Source organism: Kaistia algarum, from assembly GCF_026343945.1.
GTDB classification, from domain to species: domain Bacteria; phylum Pseudomonadota; class Alphaproteobacteria; order Rhizobiales; family Kaistiaceae; genus Kaistia; species Kaistia algarum.
In genome coordinates, this window is sequence record NZ_JAPKNJ010000001.1 from 589,393 (window position 1) to 604,400 (window position 15,008).

Annotated in this window: 18 protein-coding genes and 1 riboswitch; of the genes, 10 read left to right on the top strand and 8 right to left on the bottom strand. The window is 65.7% G+C overall.

The features are described 5' to 3' along the window. A complete protein-coding gene (locus OSH05_RS03035) occupies positions 1–483 on the top strand; it encodes a hypothetical protein (protein ID WP_207778737.1) in 483 nt (160 codons plus the stop codon). Here the strand turns inward: OSH05_RS03035 and OSH05_RS03040 are convergent. The 4 genes from OSH05_RS03040 to thiM all read right to left on the bottom strand — a co-directional run bounded on the left by OSH05_RS03040 (position 478) and on the right by thiM (position 4,396). Beyond that, entirely contained in the window at positions 478–1,014 is a 537-nt protein-coding gene (locus tag OSH05_RS03040; RefSeq protein WP_104218780.1) for a glyoxalase superfamily protein, read from the bottom strand. The two genes, OSH05_RS03035 and OSH05_RS03040, sit on opposite strands and share 6 nt — an antisense overlap. A 185-nt stretch (positions 1,015–1,199) precedes the next feature. Beyond that, a complete protein-coding gene (aceB, locus tag OSH05_RS03045) occupies positions 1,200–2,792 on the bottom strand; it encodes a malate synthase A (RefSeq protein ID WP_266352032.1) in 1,593 nt (530 codons plus the stop codon). A gap of 126 nt (positions 2,793–2,918) precedes the next feature. After that, complete coding sequence (thiE, locus tag OSH05_RS03050) at positions 2,919–3,560, bottom strand: thiamine phosphate synthase (RefSeq protein WP_104221686.1); 642 nt, start codon at positions 3,558–3,560, stop codon at positions 2,919–2,921. Beyond that, complete coding sequence (gene thiM / locus OSH05_RS03055; RefSeq protein WP_104221688.1) at positions 3,560–4,396, bottom strand: hydroxyethylthiazole kinase; 837 nt, start codon at positions 4,394–4,396, stop codon at positions 3,560–3,562. Before thiM ends, thiE begins: the two co-directional genes overlap by 1 nt. Before the next feature lie 50 nt (positions 4,397–4,446). After that, positions 4,447–4,559, bottom strand: a riboswitch (TPP riboswitch). Positions 4,560–4,767: 208 nt separating this feature from the next. On the opposite strand from thiM, the gene OSH05_RS03060 reads away from it, so the two are divergent. Beyond that, positions 4,768–5,571 carry a transglutaminase-like domain-containing protein gene (locus OSH05_RS03060; protein WP_104221689.1) on the top strand — a complete coding sequence of 268 codons (804 nt, stop codon included), beginning with the start codon at positions 4,768–4,770 and terminating at the stop codon, positions 5,569–5,571. A gap of 33 nt (positions 5,572–5,604) precedes the next feature. Here the strand turns inward: OSH05_RS03060 and OSH05_RS03065 are convergent, their stop codons facing one another. Continuing rightward, on the bottom strand, positions 5,605–6,645 hold the full coding sequence (locus OSH05_RS03065) for a helix-turn-helix domain-containing protein (RefSeq protein WP_266352033.1): 1,041 nt from the start codon (positions 6,643–6,645) through the stop codon (positions 5,605–5,607). Between the two features lie 139 nt (positions 6,646–6,784). Here OSH05_RS03065 and OSH05_RS03070 point away from each other — a divergent pair, with 139 nt between their 5' ends. Further along, complete coding sequence (locus tag OSH05_RS03070) at positions 6,785–7,858, top strand: alpha/beta hydrolase family protein (protein ID WP_266352034.1); 1,074 nt, start codon at positions 6,785–6,787, stop codon at positions 7,856–7,858. Positions 7,859–7,927: 69 nt separating this feature from the next. Here OSH05_RS03070 and OSH05_RS03075 read toward each other — a convergent pair whose 3' ends face one another. Beyond that, positions 7,928–8,473, bottom strand: coding sequence for a DUF1697 domain-containing protein (locus tag OSH05_RS03075; protein ID WP_104217623.1), 546 nt, complete (start codon positions 8,471–8,473; stop codon positions 7,928–7,930). A 71-nt stretch (positions 8,474–8,544) separates the two neighbouring features. Then, positions 8,545–8,973 carry a hypothetical protein gene (locus OSH05_RS03080; RefSeq protein WP_104217622.1) on the bottom strand — a complete coding sequence of 143 codons (429 nt, stop codon included), beginning with the start codon at positions 8,971–8,973 and terminating at the stop codon, positions 8,545–8,547. A 271-nt stretch (positions 8,974–9,244) separates the two neighbouring features. Here OSH05_RS03080 and OSH05_RS03085 point away from each other — a divergent pair, with 271 nt between their 5' ends. The 6 genes from OSH05_RS03085 (at position 9,245) to OSH05_RS03110 (ending at position 13,814) form a co-directional block, all read left to right on the top strand. After that, the gene (locus OSH05_RS03085; RefSeq protein ID WP_133163051.1) at positions 9,245–9,622 is read left to right on the top strand and encodes a hypothetical protein; all 378 of its coding nucleotides are present in this window, start codon (positions 9,245–9,247) and stop codon (positions 9,620–9,622) included. Positions 9,623–9,704: 82 nt separating this feature from the next. Continuing rightward, positions 9,705–10,283 (top strand): copper chaperone PCu(A)C, encoded by a 579-nt coding sequence (locus OSH05_RS03090; protein WP_104217620.1) that lies wholly within the window; start codon positions 9,705–9,707, stop codon positions 10,281–10,283. A gap of 2 nt (positions 10,284–10,285) precedes the next feature. Then, positions 10,286–10,879 carry an SCO family protein gene (locus OSH05_RS03095; RefSeq protein WP_104217619.1) on the top strand — a complete coding sequence of 198 codons (594 nt, stop codon included), beginning with the start codon at positions 10,286–10,288 and terminating at the stop codon, positions 10,877–10,879. A gap of 84 nt (positions 10,880–10,963) precedes the next feature. Beyond that, a complete protein-coding gene (gene budA, locus OSH05_RS03100) occupies positions 10,964–11,794 on the top strand; it encodes an acetolactate decarboxylase (protein WP_104217618.1) in 831 nt (276 codons plus the stop codon). 74 nt (positions 11,795–11,868) lie between these two features. Next, positions 11,869–13,257 carry an ADP-ribosylglycohydrolase family protein gene (locus OSH05_RS03105; RefSeq protein WP_104217617.1) on the top strand — a complete coding sequence of 463 codons (1,389 nt, stop codon included), beginning with the start codon at positions 11,869–11,871 and terminating at the stop codon, positions 13,255–13,257. A gap of 113 nt (positions 13,258–13,370) precedes the next feature. Then, complete coding sequence (locus OSH05_RS03110; RefSeq protein ID WP_104217616.1) at positions 13,371–13,814, top strand: hypothetical protein; 444 nt, start codon at positions 13,371–13,373, stop codon at positions 13,812–13,814. Positions 13,815–13,852: 38 nt separating this feature from the next. On the opposite strand, the gene OSH05_RS03115 is transcribed toward OSH05_RS03110, so the two are convergent. Next, positions 13,853–14,335 (bottom strand): cupin domain-containing protein, encoded by a 483-nt coding sequence (locus tag OSH05_RS03115; RefSeq protein WP_165801469.1) that lies wholly within the window; start codon positions 14,333–14,335, stop codon positions 13,853–13,855. A 69-nt stretch (positions 14,336–14,404) separates the two neighbouring features. On the opposite strand from OSH05_RS03115, the gene OSH05_RS03120 reads away from it, so the two are divergent. Next, entirely contained in the window at positions 14,405–15,004 is a 600-nt protein-coding gene (locus tag OSH05_RS03120) for a TetR/AcrR family transcriptional regulator (RefSeq protein WP_133163050.1), read from the top strand. Positions 15,005–15,008: the final 4 nt, after the last annotated feature.

Below are 15,008 nucleotides of genomic sequence, written 5' to 3' on the forward strand. Positions count from 1 at the left end.
ATGGCCGAGACAATCGCAGTGGGGGAGACGCTCGCCTGTCCGAGCGCCCAGCCTGGCATGGCCGATCTGCAGGTGCTTGGGCTCGTCGAACATGGGCCGGAGGGCCCCCGGATCGCCTATCTGAACGCGCGGCTGCCGGCCGACGAGGACCTGCTCGCCCGCGCCGCCCCTGCCCCGCCAACGGCGGTATTCCGCCTCTCCGGCACCTGCGAGACGCGGAAATGCCAGCATTTCGACGGCAAGGATTGCCAGTTGGCGGTCCGGATCGTCGCCAGGCTGCCGGAGGTGGTGTCGTCGCTGCCACCGTGCAACATCCGCCGATCCTGCCGGTGGTTCGCGCAGGAAGGCGGCGCGGCCTGCAAGCGATGCCCGCAGATTTCGACGACCGATGACGGCAGCCACGCCGAACTCGCCGCCATCGCTCTGCCTCCAACCGGCAAAAGCCATGGCGACGCGCCAACGGCGAGCGACCCTAAGCTATAGCCTCTCGTTGAACCGGATCCGGTTGCCGAACGGATCCGGTACTTCGACCATCAACGCGCCATAGCCGGTTTCCTGCAAGCCGGGCCGGGAATAGCCATAGACCTTTTCAGTCAATTCGCGATGGAAGGTGCGAATTCCCGTCATCCAGACGAAAACCGTGGAGCCTGGGCTCGCATCGCCGTGATGCTCAGAGAGATGAAGCTTCATGCCGGCTCGCGAAACCTCGGCATAGAGCGGCAATCCCGGCTCGTAGCGATGCTCCCAGTCGAACGTGAAACCGAGGAAGCCTTCATAGAACTCCCGCGCCTTGTCGACCGAGAAGATGCGCAGGATCGGGATCACCTCCCGAACAACCGGCCCCGGATTCCCAACTCCAGCGACGAGCGCGGCCGATAGCGCGTTCCAGTCGCGCAGGCCGAACTGTCGGGCGATCAGTTCGAGGGTCTCGCTGTGCGTGAGATCGACGCCGCGGCCGGAGAACTCGGCGCGCAGCTCTTTGGCCATGGTCTTCGCATCGCGAAAATCACGCATGATTCCAGTCCTTTGCGTTGCGGCGAACGGACGATCAGAGCTTGCATTGCTGATAGGTTCGCCGATGCGCAAACGGACCCGATCTTGCCTCCCGATGCATTCACCCTACCCCGGAGGGCGCAAGCGGCAGGCTGCATCAGCCTGCCGCGATGCTAGGAAATGACATGCACCAAGGTCAAGAGCGGTCAGTCGATCAGATTGTAGGCCGGGACGGTGAGGAACGCCTCGCATTCGTCAGCGGTCGACAGGCGAGCGAACAGGTCGATCGCCTCGGGGAACCGGCCGGCCGCGTAATTGTCGGCACCGATCTCCCCCTTGACGACCTCCATCTCCTCGGCAAGCAACTTGGCGAACAACGCCTTCGTCACCTGCTCGCCGCCTTCCAGCGTCGCCTCGAAGTGCAGTTGCTGCCAGATCTGGGTCCGGCTGATCTCGGCGGTCGCTGCATCCTCCATGAGGTTATAGATCGGCACCGCGCCACGGCCGCGCAGCCAGGCCTCGATATACTGGACGCCGACGCGGATATTGTGACGGAGCCCTTCCTCAGTCCGCGTCCCCTCGTGGACTTCGAGCATGTCCTTCTGGCCGTAGCTGACTTCCTCGCGCAGGCGCGTCAGCTGGTTCGGCGCGGGCATCAGGCGGTCGAAGACCTCCATGGCGACCGGGACGAGATCGGGATGGGCAACCCAGGTTCCGTCGTGACCGGCGCCGGCCTCGCGCTCCTTGTCGGCGCGAACCTTGGCGAAGGCCGCCTCATTGGCGGCCGGATTGTTCTTGATCGGAATCTGCGCGGCCATGCCGCCCATGGCGAAGGCGCCGCGACGATGGCAGGTCTTGATCAAGAGCTCCGAATAGGCCTTGAGGAACGCCTTGCCCATCAGGACCTGGCCACGGTCGGGCAGAAGGAAGCTCTTGTTGTTCCGCAACGTCTTGATGAAGGAGAAGATGTAGTCCCAGCGGCCGCAATTGAGGCCGGCCATATGGTCCTTCAATTCGAACAGGATCTCGTCCATCTCGAAGGCAGCGGGCAGTGTCTCGATCAGGACCGTGGCCTTGACCGAACCGTGCGGGACGCCGAGCAGTTCCTCAGCGGCCGTAAACACGTCGTTCCAAAGCCGGGCCTCAAGATGGCTCTCCATCTTCGGCAGATAGAAATACGGTCCCGATCCCTGCGCCAGTGCAGTCTTGGCGTTGTGGAAGAAATAGAGACCGAAGTCGACCAGCGAGCCGGAAGCCGGCTCACCTTCGAACGTGATATGGCGCTCGGGAAGATGCCAACCGCGTGGCCGGATGACGAGGACCGCCGGCTTCGACGAGACCTTGTATTCCTTGCCGGTCTTCGGGTCGGTGAAATCGATCTTGCCGGCCCAGCGATCCTTCAGATTGATCTGGCCCTCGACCATATTGGCCCAGACCGGCGAGGACGCATCCTCGAAGTCCGCCATGAAGACCTTGGCGCCCGAATTCAGCGCATTGACGATCATCTTGCGATCGACCGGCCCGGTGATCTCGACGCGGCGGTCGAGAAGATCAGCCGGAATCGGCGCTACTTTCCAATCACCGGACCGGACGGACGCGGTCTCGGGCAGGAAATCCGGCAGTCCGCCGGCATCGAAGAAAGCCTGGCGTTCCTTGCGGAATTCCAGCAGCGCCCGCCGGGTGCCATCGAAACGGCCGTGCAATTCGGCGACGAAGGCAAGCGCCTCGGGCGTCAGGATCTCGTCGAAGCGGGGACCGGAAGCGCCGGTGACGACAAGGCGGCTGGCATGGGCGGACAATGGATTTCTCCTCAGGCGGGCAAGGTGGAGGCATCATGTCATGCCGCCGTCTTCAACGAAACAAGCGGAAAGCTCCGAGGACCTTTTCCGCTTGGGAGAAAATGATCAGGCGCAACCGCCCTCGCCTCACCCGGCCTTGGCGGCGTCGACGACAGAGCGCAGGCGCGCCGCTTCGGCCTGCGGATCGGCGGTCCCCATGATCGCCGAGACGATCGCGATGCCGTCGCTGCCGGAGCGGATGGCGGCTTCGCCATTTTCCGCCTTCACGCCGCCAATGACGACGATCGGCAGCCGCGAGGCAGCGCGGATCGCGCCGACGCCGTCGAAGCCGATCGGCGTCGGGGCGTTCGGCTTGGTCGAGGTGAAGTAGATCGGGCCGACGCCGAGATAATCGACCGGGTCGATGTCCTCGGCCACGAGTTCGGAAACGCGCGATACCGAGAGGCCGATGATCCGGTCCGGCCCGATCAGGTCGCGAACCGTCCGCGTGCGCATGTCGCTCTGGCCGACATGGACCCCGTCGGCGTCGACGGCGAGCGCGACGTCGACACGGTCGTTGATGATAAGCGGAATGCCGCGCGGCCGGAGGATATCGATGAGCGCCGCGGCTGTATCGATCAGGTGGCGTGTCTTGTTCTCCGGATCGCGAAGCTGGACGAGCGTGACCCCGCCGTCGATGGCCTGCCGAACGGTCTCGACGACGCCGCGCGGTCCGGCGAGTCCCTCATCGGTGATCAGATAGAGCGAGAGGTCGAACGGACGGCGCATCAGATGGCCTCCCCCTCGACGACCCGGATCGTCGCGTGGCGTTCGATCGTGGCAGCATCGATGCGATGGAGCGCATCGCAGAGTTCGGCCGGGAGATGGCCGGGGCCCTTCACATGGATGGCGGCGTCGGCGCCGGCGGCGCCATAGACGGCCAGCGCGGCGACGGCAGCTTCCATCGGCGGGCGGACGGCGGCGAAGGCGGCGACGGTCGCCGAGAGCGCGCAGCCGAGCGCGGTCGAGAGCGGCATCAGCGCATCGCCGCCGGTGATCGCGACGACGAGCCTGCCATCGGTGACATAGTCCGTCTCGCCCGTGACGGCGACGACTGCGCCCGTGCTGATGGCCAGAGCTTTGGCCGCATCCAGTGCCGCATCGGAACTCGCCGTCGAATCGACACCCTTGCCACCCGCGCCCGACGCCCCGGCCAGGCTCAGGATTTCACTGGCATTACCGCGGATCACCGCTGGCTTGAGCGCAGCGAATTCGACCGCGATGCCGGTACGGTAGGGCGTGGCGCCGCAGCCGACCGGGTCGAGCACCCAAGGCTTGCCGAGTTCACGAGCGCGCGCGATGGAGCGGCGCATGCCCTCGACCCAGGGCGGCGACAAGGTGCCGATATTGACGACGAGCGAACTGGAGATCGCGACGAAATCATCCGCCTCCTCGGCCGTGTGCACCATGGCCGGCGAGGCGCCGAGCGCCAGCAGCACATTGGCCGAGATGGTCATCGCGACATAGTTGGTGATGTTCTGGACAAGCGGGCGGGCGGCGCGCACCGCCTCGAGCGCGCCATGGGCGTCCGTGACGGACAGTTTCAATTCGGAATGTTCAGTCATTTCTTCGTCCTTGGCGCTGGCGCAGGACGGAACGATGGCTTGGGCGCAAACCGCGCCTTTGGCTCAATCCCTCCGCCGGCATGATCCGGATCAGGTTCGCGGGTTAGCCCGAAGGCCTCTCAGCCAGGATCCGGAACGGATCGAGGCACCCCGATGAGACGGGCGCAAACTAGCACGAAGTTGCGGGCGCGCAAGGAGGAGGCCGTACCTGCCGGCAATTGCGCCAACGAGGGGAACCAACTCCGTGGTATTTTGTTGTTTCGCATCGGCGCGCCCAGCGCCAGGAGAGCCACCATATGCAGGATATTCCCTCGCCGGCCGGGTTCACGTCGACCCAGCAGATGCCAGACAACGCTTCGGCGGCCTTGCCACTGCGCTTGCGGCTGGGGGTTGAGCTTGACTATCAGCTCGCCGCCGACACGCCGATGATTACGATGGTGAATGTCCATCCGAGCGTGGCGTCGCGGCTCGAATATCCCGATCTGATCACCACCACGCCTGCCGTTCCGATCCACGGCTATTACGACGGATACGGCAATTGGTGCTGCCGCCTGCTGGCGCCGGCCGGCCGGTTCGAAATCCGGACCAGCACGGTGATCCGCGACAACGGCCTGCCGGATCCCTACCATCCGGAAGCAATCCAGCACCGAGTCGAAGACCTTCCTTACGACACCCTCGTCTATCTGCTGGGCAGCCGCTATTGCGAAACAGACCGCCTGGCTGATGAGGGCTGGCGCCTGTTTGGGCACACGCAGCCCGGCTGGGGCCGGGTGCAGGCCGTTTGCGACTTCGTGCACAATCACATCCGCTTCGGCTATGAGAACGCGCGCAACACGCGGACGGCTGCCGAAGCTTATGCGGAAGGCGTGGGCGTATGCCGAGACTTCGCGCATCTGGCCGTCGCCTTCTGCCGGACGCTCAACATTCCGACGCGCTATTGCACCGGCTATATCTCGGATGTCGGCGAGCCACCGCCCTATGCGGCGATGGACCTCGCCGCCTGGATCGAGGTCTATCTGTCGGGCCAGTGGCACGTGTTCGATCCGCGCAACAACAAGCGGCGCTATGGACGTATCCCGATCGCCTATGGCCGCGACGCGGCCGATGTGCCGATCACGCACACCTTCGGCCCGAACATCCTCTCGCGCTTCGCCGTGATCACGGAAGAAGCGTAGGAAACGGACCGATTTTCTCCCCAAGCCGATAGATCACGCGGCAAATGGCCGGAGCTTGGTCCGCCACGCGGCCGGGCTAAGCCCGGTCACGCGGCGGAACTCCCGATTGAAGTTCGACTTGGTCTGAAACCCCGCCTCCAGCATCGCGGCGGTCACTGTCACGTCGGTGTCGCGCAGCAGACGGCACGCCTCCTCGATGCGGTAGCCGTTGACATATTGCGACACGTTCATGCCGGCGAGGCGATTGACGGCGGCGGAAATCCGCCGGGCCGGCATGCCGGCCCGCCGGGCGAGGCGCGACAGATTGAGGTTCTCGTCGCAGTAGAGCCTCTCCTGCTTCATCAGCGCCTCCACGCTGGCCAGCACCTCGCGGTCGTCGTTAGCGTCCGGCTCGAGCGCGGCTGGCTCGATCTCGGGCGTCCCGTCCGGCGCAGCTTGGCTGCTGCCGGCGATCCAGGCCGTCAGGCCGATCATGAGCAGCCCGAGGAAATTGGCATTGCCGACGATGGCGCCGACATTGGCGCCGTGCATCTGCTCGAAGTTCAGAAACACCGCGAGATCGAACAATGCCGAAAGGCAGAGTGCCGCGGCGGCGACGTAGAGCGCCCGATGAACCGGCGTGACGCCCTCGAAACGCGCTTCGCCGAGCCCGTCGGGCCCAGAACGCCCGAGCCGCAACAAGGCGACCGCATAGAAGACGAACAACAGGACGAGCGCGATGTCGATCAGTTGCGGCAGCGTCAAGAACAGGACGACGACAAGCAAAGGCGGTAGCGTGGCGGCCAGTAGGTCACGGCGATGCGCCGGAGGGTCCGGGCGGATCAAACGGTGAAAGCTCGCATAGACGAGCGGTGGCAGAGAGGCCGCCAGCACCGGCAAGGCGAAGCGTAGCGCCGAGAAGCCATACCCCCACCTCAGCCCGATCAGCACGGATTGCAGCGCGCAGAGCCCGATCAGCAGCAGGAACGGCCGACCGGCACCCGCCCCCTCCCCGAAGCGCAGCAGGGCCAGAAACAGGATCGCGAGCAGCAGCGCGACCACGAAGGGCAAAGGCACGAAGAGCAAGCGGGGCACCCGGCGAAAAGCGGCTCCAACGACGAAACGTGACCTAAATCACGATTGCGGACGACCTCAAACAGGTTCGAGGACGCGGCGGGCGGATCGGAGGTGGCAGGCCGGCACCGTTGCCATGCTTCGCCAATCCGGAGTTTCCATGAAGCCCCTCGCCCTTCTATTCACATTGGTCGCCCTCGCGACGACCGCCCAACCCGTCCTCGCCGCCGATGTCGTCGGCGTCAAGACCCTCGCGGTCCCCTCGCCTGCCCGCGGCCGTGATCTCGCTGTCACCATCTGGTATCCGGCGACGCCCGGCGGAGCTGAAATCCGCGTCGGCGAAAGCAAGCTCTTCCGGGGCGCCCCCGCCTTCGCCGATGCGCCGCTCGCGCGCGGCCATTTTCCGCTGATCCTCGTTTCGCACGGCTCCGGCGCGCGGATCGAAAATCTCGGCTGGATCGCGAACCGCCTGGTCGCCGCCGGCTTCATCGTCGCCGGGCCCAACCACCCCGGCACGACCAGCGGCGACTCGACCCCGATCGATACGCCGAATGTGTGGGAGCGCACGGCAGATCTCTCGACGCTGCTCACGGCGTTGACGGAGAACCCTGATTGGCGCGACGCGCTCGCCGAGCGGCGGGTCGGTGTGCTCGGCTTCTCGCTCGGCGGCACGACAGCGATGGAGCTCGCAGGCGCGACGATCGATCGCGAGGCCTATGCGCGCTATTGCGACACCTATCCCGCGATGATGGACTGCATCTGGTTCGCTGGCGGCAAGGGCTATGTCGATGGGAAGGAGGTTCCCAGCCAGAAGGTCGATCTGCGCCAGATGGACAAGAGCCGGTTCGAGCACTCCAACCGCGATCCGCGCATCGCCTCGGCGGTGCTGGTCGATCCCGGCATGGCGAAGGCGTTCCAGCCGGCGAGCCTTGAGGCCATCGCGATCCCGATGCACTTCATCAATCTCGGCGGTCCCGAAACCGTCCCTCCCGGCGTGATCGCCGACGATCTCGCGCGCCTGACGCCGAAGGGCGACTATGCTCAGGTTCAGGGCGCCGTGCACTTCACCTTCCTCGCCGAATGCCAGGTGGGAGGAAAGGCGCTGCTGGTCGAGATCGGCGAGGCTGACCAGCTTTGCGACGACGGCGGCACACGGCCGCGCGCTGACATGCATGCCGAGCTCGGCGACAGGATCGCCGCCGATTTTGCCCATGATCTGAAACCGGCACCATAGGGCGCGACGCGGTGGACGCGCCGATGACGCCCAGCTTCGGCGCGACCATCCTCTCGCACTTCGCCGTCGTCACGGCGCCGGCGAAAGTCTCACAGCGAGCCGCTGGATCGTGTTCCAGTTGCGCGCCGTGCCGATTCCAAGCTTCTTCGATGAGATCGCGGAGAGCAGGCGCGAGGCGCTCGGCCGCGCGGGAAAAGCGGCCCAGATGTCACCCCCGATGACGGCAACGCGTTCACCCTCGTCCAATAGGCTGCGCAGCCGGGTTTCCGCGTCAGATGGGACGCCGCTTCGCATGATGCGCGTGATCACGCGGCTGCCGTCTTCCGCCGACTGAGCCGGGAACGGATTGGCAGCGACGAGTGCCTTGAAGGCGGCAGCGTCGCGAACGATGATGTCGACGGGCTTGCCGAATTTACGCTGAAAGGTCGATTCCAGCGCGGCTTCCACGGCCGGAACCGCAAGATCGCCGGCATCGAATACCAGATTGCCGGTGGCGAGCAGGGTCTCGACATTCTGGAGCCCAGCCGCCTCGGCGGCCGCCTTCAGGTCTGTCATGACGACCCGCCGCGTCGGCGTCAGAACGATGCTGTAGAGAAGCGCGACGTGAGAGGGCATGAAATTCCCGAGCGCGGCGATCAGCGCAACATATTGTGGCGCACCGGTCGCCGCGAAAGGTTGGACGCCGCCTATTTCGAGCGCTTCAACTGCCAGCAGGACACGACCTTGCTGGTCAGGTTGGAGTGCCAGTAGCACATGTCGATCGTGTCGGTATCGCGCAAGGTGAACTGATACTGGCCGTCGTCGTCGATCATGATGCCGGACTTGCCGTCCGGGTTGATGGCGCCGATCAGGGTCTCGCCAAACTTGCCAGCGCCCGACGTGCCGACGAAGCGGTTATCTTCCTGCTTCGTGATCGAATAGGTGAATTCGATCAGATTGGGAGGAAGGTTCGGACCGTTGGATTCGGCGACGCGGTAAGGATTGGAGCCGATGATGACGGCCCGCGTGCTGCCTTTCCACGTTCCGACCATGTTCGGAATCTCCTGCGCGATGGCAGTTCCAGCGAACAAGGCAGCCAGAGCGAGCCCCGCCGCGACGGTACCAAACCTCGACATGATATTTCCCCGGATGAAAGGATTGCGGCTTGGCGCCTTCTAGTGCCGCTGACTTCAGATTGTATGCAATCTCGCACGAACCTCGTCAATCGCCGTTGGCTGGACCCGGCCCTTGGCGCGCGCTCCGGGATGAACCCGAGGCCTCGAAGGAACCGAGGCTGATGGCGCCGCGCCGACGCCGATGAAGTACGCCCCGTGGTTCCAATGCGGCGGAATGGTCCGTTTCCAGGGATCAGCTGACCTGCTATGGCTCTCCGGCGAGGAGACTATCGTGCGACATCGCAGGTCGAGGGGCTGGTCGGTCGAAGTGGCGCTTACCGTAGCGCTGTTTCTCGTCGTCCAGGCTTTCTTCAGCGGCCTCTCGATCGGCGCCCGCGCCGACACGCTCGGTTCCGCTGGCGAGGTCCTCTGCCTCGGCAGCCGCTCCCTATCGGCGGAGACGCCTTCCTCGCCTTCCGATCGCGACCATCTCGCCGATTGCTGCACGCTCGGCTGCCCGATGCTGGGCGGCCTGCCGGCGCCGCAAGCCGCCGCTGCGAGCGTGCCGCCGGTTCTCGCCGGGCTCGCCGCCCGCGCTTCGCATGAGGCCCACCAGCCGGGCCGTTTCGAGTTGTCGCCGCTTCATTCCCGAGCGCCGCCCGAGGCCTGATCCGCCTCGCCGTCACCAAGACGGAACCATAGGGTCGCCGGCATGCGCCGCGACGACTTCATCGATCCATCGGGAAATAACCATGTCGTTCACAATCGCTTCCACGGGCGCTTCGGCGCTCCGTTTCGCTCGCCGTTTCCGCAGCATCGAGGAACGGATAGGCCTCACGGCTTTTGCCGCCGCCCTGCTCCTCTTCTCGGCACAGTCCGCCTTCGCACATGAATTCAAGATCGGCTCGATCGAGATCGAGCATCCCTGGACGCGTGCGACGCCGCCCGGCGCGGCGGTCGGTGGCGGCTATGTCGAAATCACCAATGATGGCGACACGGCCGACCGTCTCGTCTCGGCCACGGCCGACATCGCCGGCCGCGTCGAGATCCACGAAATGAAGGTCGAGGACGGCGTCATGAAGATGGCCCCACTGCCCGACGGCGTGCCGATCCCCGCCAAGGAGACGGTAAAGCTCGCACCCGGCGGCTACCACATCATGTTCATGCAGTTGAAGGGACCGCTCAAGAAGGGCGACAAGATCCCCGGCACGCTCACCTTCGAGAAGGCCGGCACGGTCAAGGTCGAGTTCGCTGTCGAGGCGATCGGTGCCAAGGCGCCGGAAGAGGCCGGCCACGACGACACCATGCCCGGCATGGACATGAGCAAGTAGCAATGACCCGCCGCACTCGCGTGACGGCATGGCTCGCGGCGGCGCTGGTCGCCCTGGGCCTTTCGGCGGCCGTCGCCTATATGCTCACCCGCAACCAGCCGGGCGGTATCGCCGACATTGGCGGGCCAATCGACCTTGCCTCCATGAATGGCGGTCGCTTCACCGATGCCGACATCGGCGGCAAGCCCTATGCGATCTTCTTCGGCTTCACCCGTTGCCCGAATGTCTGTCCGACGACACTGTCGGACCTGACGCTCGATCTGGACCAGCTCGGCCCGCTCGCCGACAAGATCCAGGTGGTCTTCGTCTCGGTCGACCCGGACCGCGATACGCCGGCGACGATGAAGGAATATCTCTCCGCCTTCGATCCCCGCATCATGGGCGTCACCGGCACGCCTGACGAGATCGCGGCGATCGCCAAGGATTATCGAGTCTTCTACCGCAAGGTTCCGACGGATAGCGGCGACTACACGATGGACCATACGGCGAGCGTCTATCTGATGAATGCGAAGGGCCATTTCGTCGGCACCCTCGCCTTCGAGGAAAATCGCGACACGCAGTTGGCCAAGCTGAAGAAGCTTGCGGAAAACGGCTGAGGACACCCGTCCTTCGCGGTTGCCCCCGGCCGCCGATCCGTCGCAAAGTCCGCGACGGATCGGCGGGCTTTCTGGCAGGACCCCATGCACCATACGGGCTACACGATACCGGCGTCGCTGCGCGCGTCGCTCGATGCCGAGAGTGCCAGAACCGGCCGCGGCATCGACAGCATCATCCGCGATGCCCTGTCGCAATATTTCGAGACGTCGCTCCACACCGTCTTCCAGGTCTCGACCTCCGGCGCGCTCGTGGCCGGCGTCTCGGATCGAGAGGTCAGCGTCGGCGCGCTGCTCGACCACGGCGATTTCGGCCTCGGCACCTTCACCGGGCTCGACGGCGAGATGATCCTGCTGGAGGGCCACGCCTATCGTGCCGACGTGAATGGCGACGTCTTGCGGGTTGCGCCCGATGCGGGCACGCCCTTTGCGATCGTCACGCGTTTCAGCCCGGAACAGCAGGCGACGCTCGGCCCAGTCCGCAGCTTCGCGGAGCTCGAATCCGCCTGCGATCCGCTGCGCGGCTCCGGCAACATCTTCTACGCGCTGAGGCTCGACGGCCGCTTCGCTCGCGTGAAGGCGCGCTCGATCGGCCCGCAGGCGCCGGGGACCCGCCTTGCCGAGGCCGCCAAGGGGCAGCACGAATTCACCTTCACGGGTATGGAGGGAACGCTGGTGGGCATCTGGTCGCCGGAATTCTCCGGGCCGTTCAGCGTCGCGGGCTATCATTTCCACTTCATCTCGGCCGACCGCCTTCATGGCGGCCATGTCCTCGATGTGGATGCCGAGGGCCTCAAGCTGCAGATCGAGCCGCTGAGCAATTTCCACCTCGCTCTGCCGGAAACCGAGGCCTATCTCCGCGCGACGATCGGCGGCAACACCGCCGCCGAACTCGCCACTGCCGAGCGGGGCCGTTAGCGGCGGCGCCCCTCGACACCAGACCTAGATCCCCTACTGTGCCGCCGCACCTTCACTTGAGATGGAACCGATCGATGAAAGCCTGGGAATTTGCCCGCGACCTGCTGCGTAACGCCGAGCCCGTGCTCCGCAGCGAGGAAGAGCAGACCTGGGACGCCTCCGAGGCGATCGCCGGCCAGGATTTCTGGGTGCGCATGTTCTGGCAATCCAATGTGCCGGGCTCCGGCGCGCCGGAGAGCCTCGCCGTCGCGGCGGTGCAATCGCTCGAAAACAAGGGCTGGGTCGTTCCGGCCGAGAATGCGCTGTGGCTCGAAAAGGGCCTCGCCGCCGTCGACGAGGGCGACATGGAGGCGCTGCATGTCGCCCATTCCCGCCTCAAGGCCGTGCTGCGCCAGGCGAAGCCCGACCCGGAGCACCCGTCGCAGAAGACGAAGCGCTTCTCCTCCTTCGCGGAGTACGAGGCGGCGGTGAGCTTTCCGCCGGATGTCGCCTATGACGTCGAGGGCAAGGATTTCGAGGACCGCATCGCCGCCGGCTGGTGGGGCCAGATCATCGGCGCGGCCGTCGGGACCGCGCTCGAAGGCTACACGACCGAGAAGCTCGAAAAGGCCTTCGGCAGGATCGATCGCTATATGCGGCCGCCGAACACCTACAACGACGACATCACCTTCGAACTCGCCTTCCTCTATGCCTTCGCGCTCAAGGGCCACGCGATCACCAGCGCCGATGTCGGCGATTATTGGGTAAGCCTCATTCCCGTCGCCTGGTCGGCCGAGGCGGTGGCGCTCGAAAATCTGCGCCGCGGCGTCTATCCGCCGGAGAGCGCACTCGACGGCAATCCGTTCGACGAATGGATCGGTGCGCAGATGCGCGGCGCGATCGTCGGCATGGTGGCGCCCGGCCGCGCCCGCGAGGCGGCGCGCCTCGCCTGGCTCGACGCCGAGGTCTCACATACCGGCAACGGCATTCTCGGCGAGGTGTTCAACGCCGTGCTCGTCGCGCGCGCCTTCGTCGAGACGGATATGAGGAAGCTCGCCGCCGAGACCGTCGAGCTGATGCCGGCCGACACCGAATACGGCGCCGTCGTCCGCTTCGCGCTCGATGCGGCCCGGAAATCGGCCGACTGGAAGAGCGCCTGGGCGCTCTGCGACGCGGAATATGTCGAATATAACTGGATCCACGCCTATCCGAACGCGGCGGCGCAGGTGATCGCGCTCTGGTTCGGCCAGGGCGATTTCGACGAAACGCTCGCCATTATCGGCGGCTGCGGCCACGACGTCGACTGCAACGCGGCGCAGATGCTGGCTGCCGTCGCAATCGCCAAGGGCTTCGCCTCGATCGACAAGCGCTGGATCGACCCGATCGGCGACGAACTCGTGACCTATATGCGCCGCCCGGCGAAAACGACGACCAGCGCGGTCTGCGCCATGACGGTCGATGCGGTGCGGAGCGCGCGATCCTGATCCGGACACCAGCCCTCGCCGCCCTTGCATTCTGCGGCGCCCTCGTCGCCCTGCCGCAGTTCGCGGCGGCGGCCCCGCAATGCACCAGCGACGCCGGGTTCCTCGTCGTCGAGGTGCCGAACAAGGACGATGCCGGCAACAGCTATATCGTCCGCGACAAGGCCGCCCATCCCAAGGCGGCTTGCAGCACGAAAGCCGCGAAGGGCGACTATGTCGTCGGCAGCGCGGACGACGCGTTCTATCTGCTGAAGCTCGTCGGTTCGACGCTGCTGATCGATTCCGGCACCGGACCGGATCGCGAGCTGAAGATCTTCGACTTGAAGACCCGCAAGCTCGTCTATTCCGGCGGCTATGACAGCGACACGATCGCGATCGACACCGAGGGTGCCAGCTTCTGGACCCCGAGCAGCGCAAAGGCGACGGCGGCGAACTGTCCCGATCTCGCGCAGATCGAGACGAACGGCCTGACGCCGGTGATCGACGTCCAGGCCCGCTTCGACTTCGCCGCCAACACGCTCGAAAAGGGCGCCGAGACGCACTGCCGCGCGACGCAGTGAGCGATCAAGCCGGCGTGATCCGAAATGGCTGCCGAGCCTCAGGCCGGCGGCAGCATCTCGATGCCGTATCGGCCGGCCGCGGCGATGAGGCGAGGAATATCCGGCGGGCTCATCGGCGGGAAGTTCACGGCATCGGCGACCGGATCGCCGGCCTCGACGAAGAAGTTCTCGTGCAGCCCGCCCGGCAGGTTGATGATCAGCATGCGTGCCGGCTTGTCGCCCGGATTGGAGAAGCCGTGCGGGACACCGCGCGGAATATAGTGGAACGTGCCCGGCCCGCCGCGCGAGACCCCGCCCGCCACCATGAATTCGAACTCGCCCTCGAGCACGAAGAAGGCCTCAGCGTCGTCGCGCTGGATATGCGGCGGCGTGCCCTGGCCGGGGGCCGTCTTCGCCTCGACCAGCGAGAAGGCGCCTTCCGTGTCGGCGGCCGTCGCCCGGAAGGTGACGAGCGTGCCGAGCAGATGGATCGTGGAGCCGGCTTTCGAAGCCGGGGTCGCAGGGGCAATTGGGGCGTTCATGATTGTCTGTCCGTCGGGTTTGTGATACATTTTTCTCGTTACGAGATTTTTGTCTTATAAAGGTGGCGCTTGAGTAGTCAAGAGGGTTTCGAGCGCGTGGCGCAGAAGCAGCGGACGCGCAGCGCGCTGCTGGAAGCGACGCGGGAATGGCTGGCGGAGGGGAAGCACCCGACGGTCGCCGAGGCGGCCGACCGCGCGAAAATTTCGCGCGCAACGGCGTATCGCTATTTCTCGGCGCCCGACGCCATGGCGCAGGAAGCGGTGCTCGACGCCATCGCGCGCGAGTTCGCCGCGGTGAATTTCGCCGATGCGCCGACGGATGCCGATCTTGCCGGCAGGGCCGAATTCGTCGTCTCGGGGATCTTGCGGATGGTGCTCGCCCATGAGGCGCTGTTCCGCACCTTCCTCAGCGTCTCGGTCGGCGGGGGATCGCGCCCGGCGGCGCCGCGCGGCGGCCGGCGTCTCGGCTGGATCCGCGAGGCGCTGGCGCCCCGGCTGGGCGATCTCGATGCCGCCCGGCAGGAGCGGCTGGTGACCGGCCTCGCGCTCCTCACCGGAATCGAGACGATCATCGTGCTCCGCGATGTCTGCGGACTGGGCGAAGACGTGATCGAGGCGACGGCCCGCGACCTGGCGCGAACGCTGGTCGCCGGCGTGATGGCCGAATAGCTGG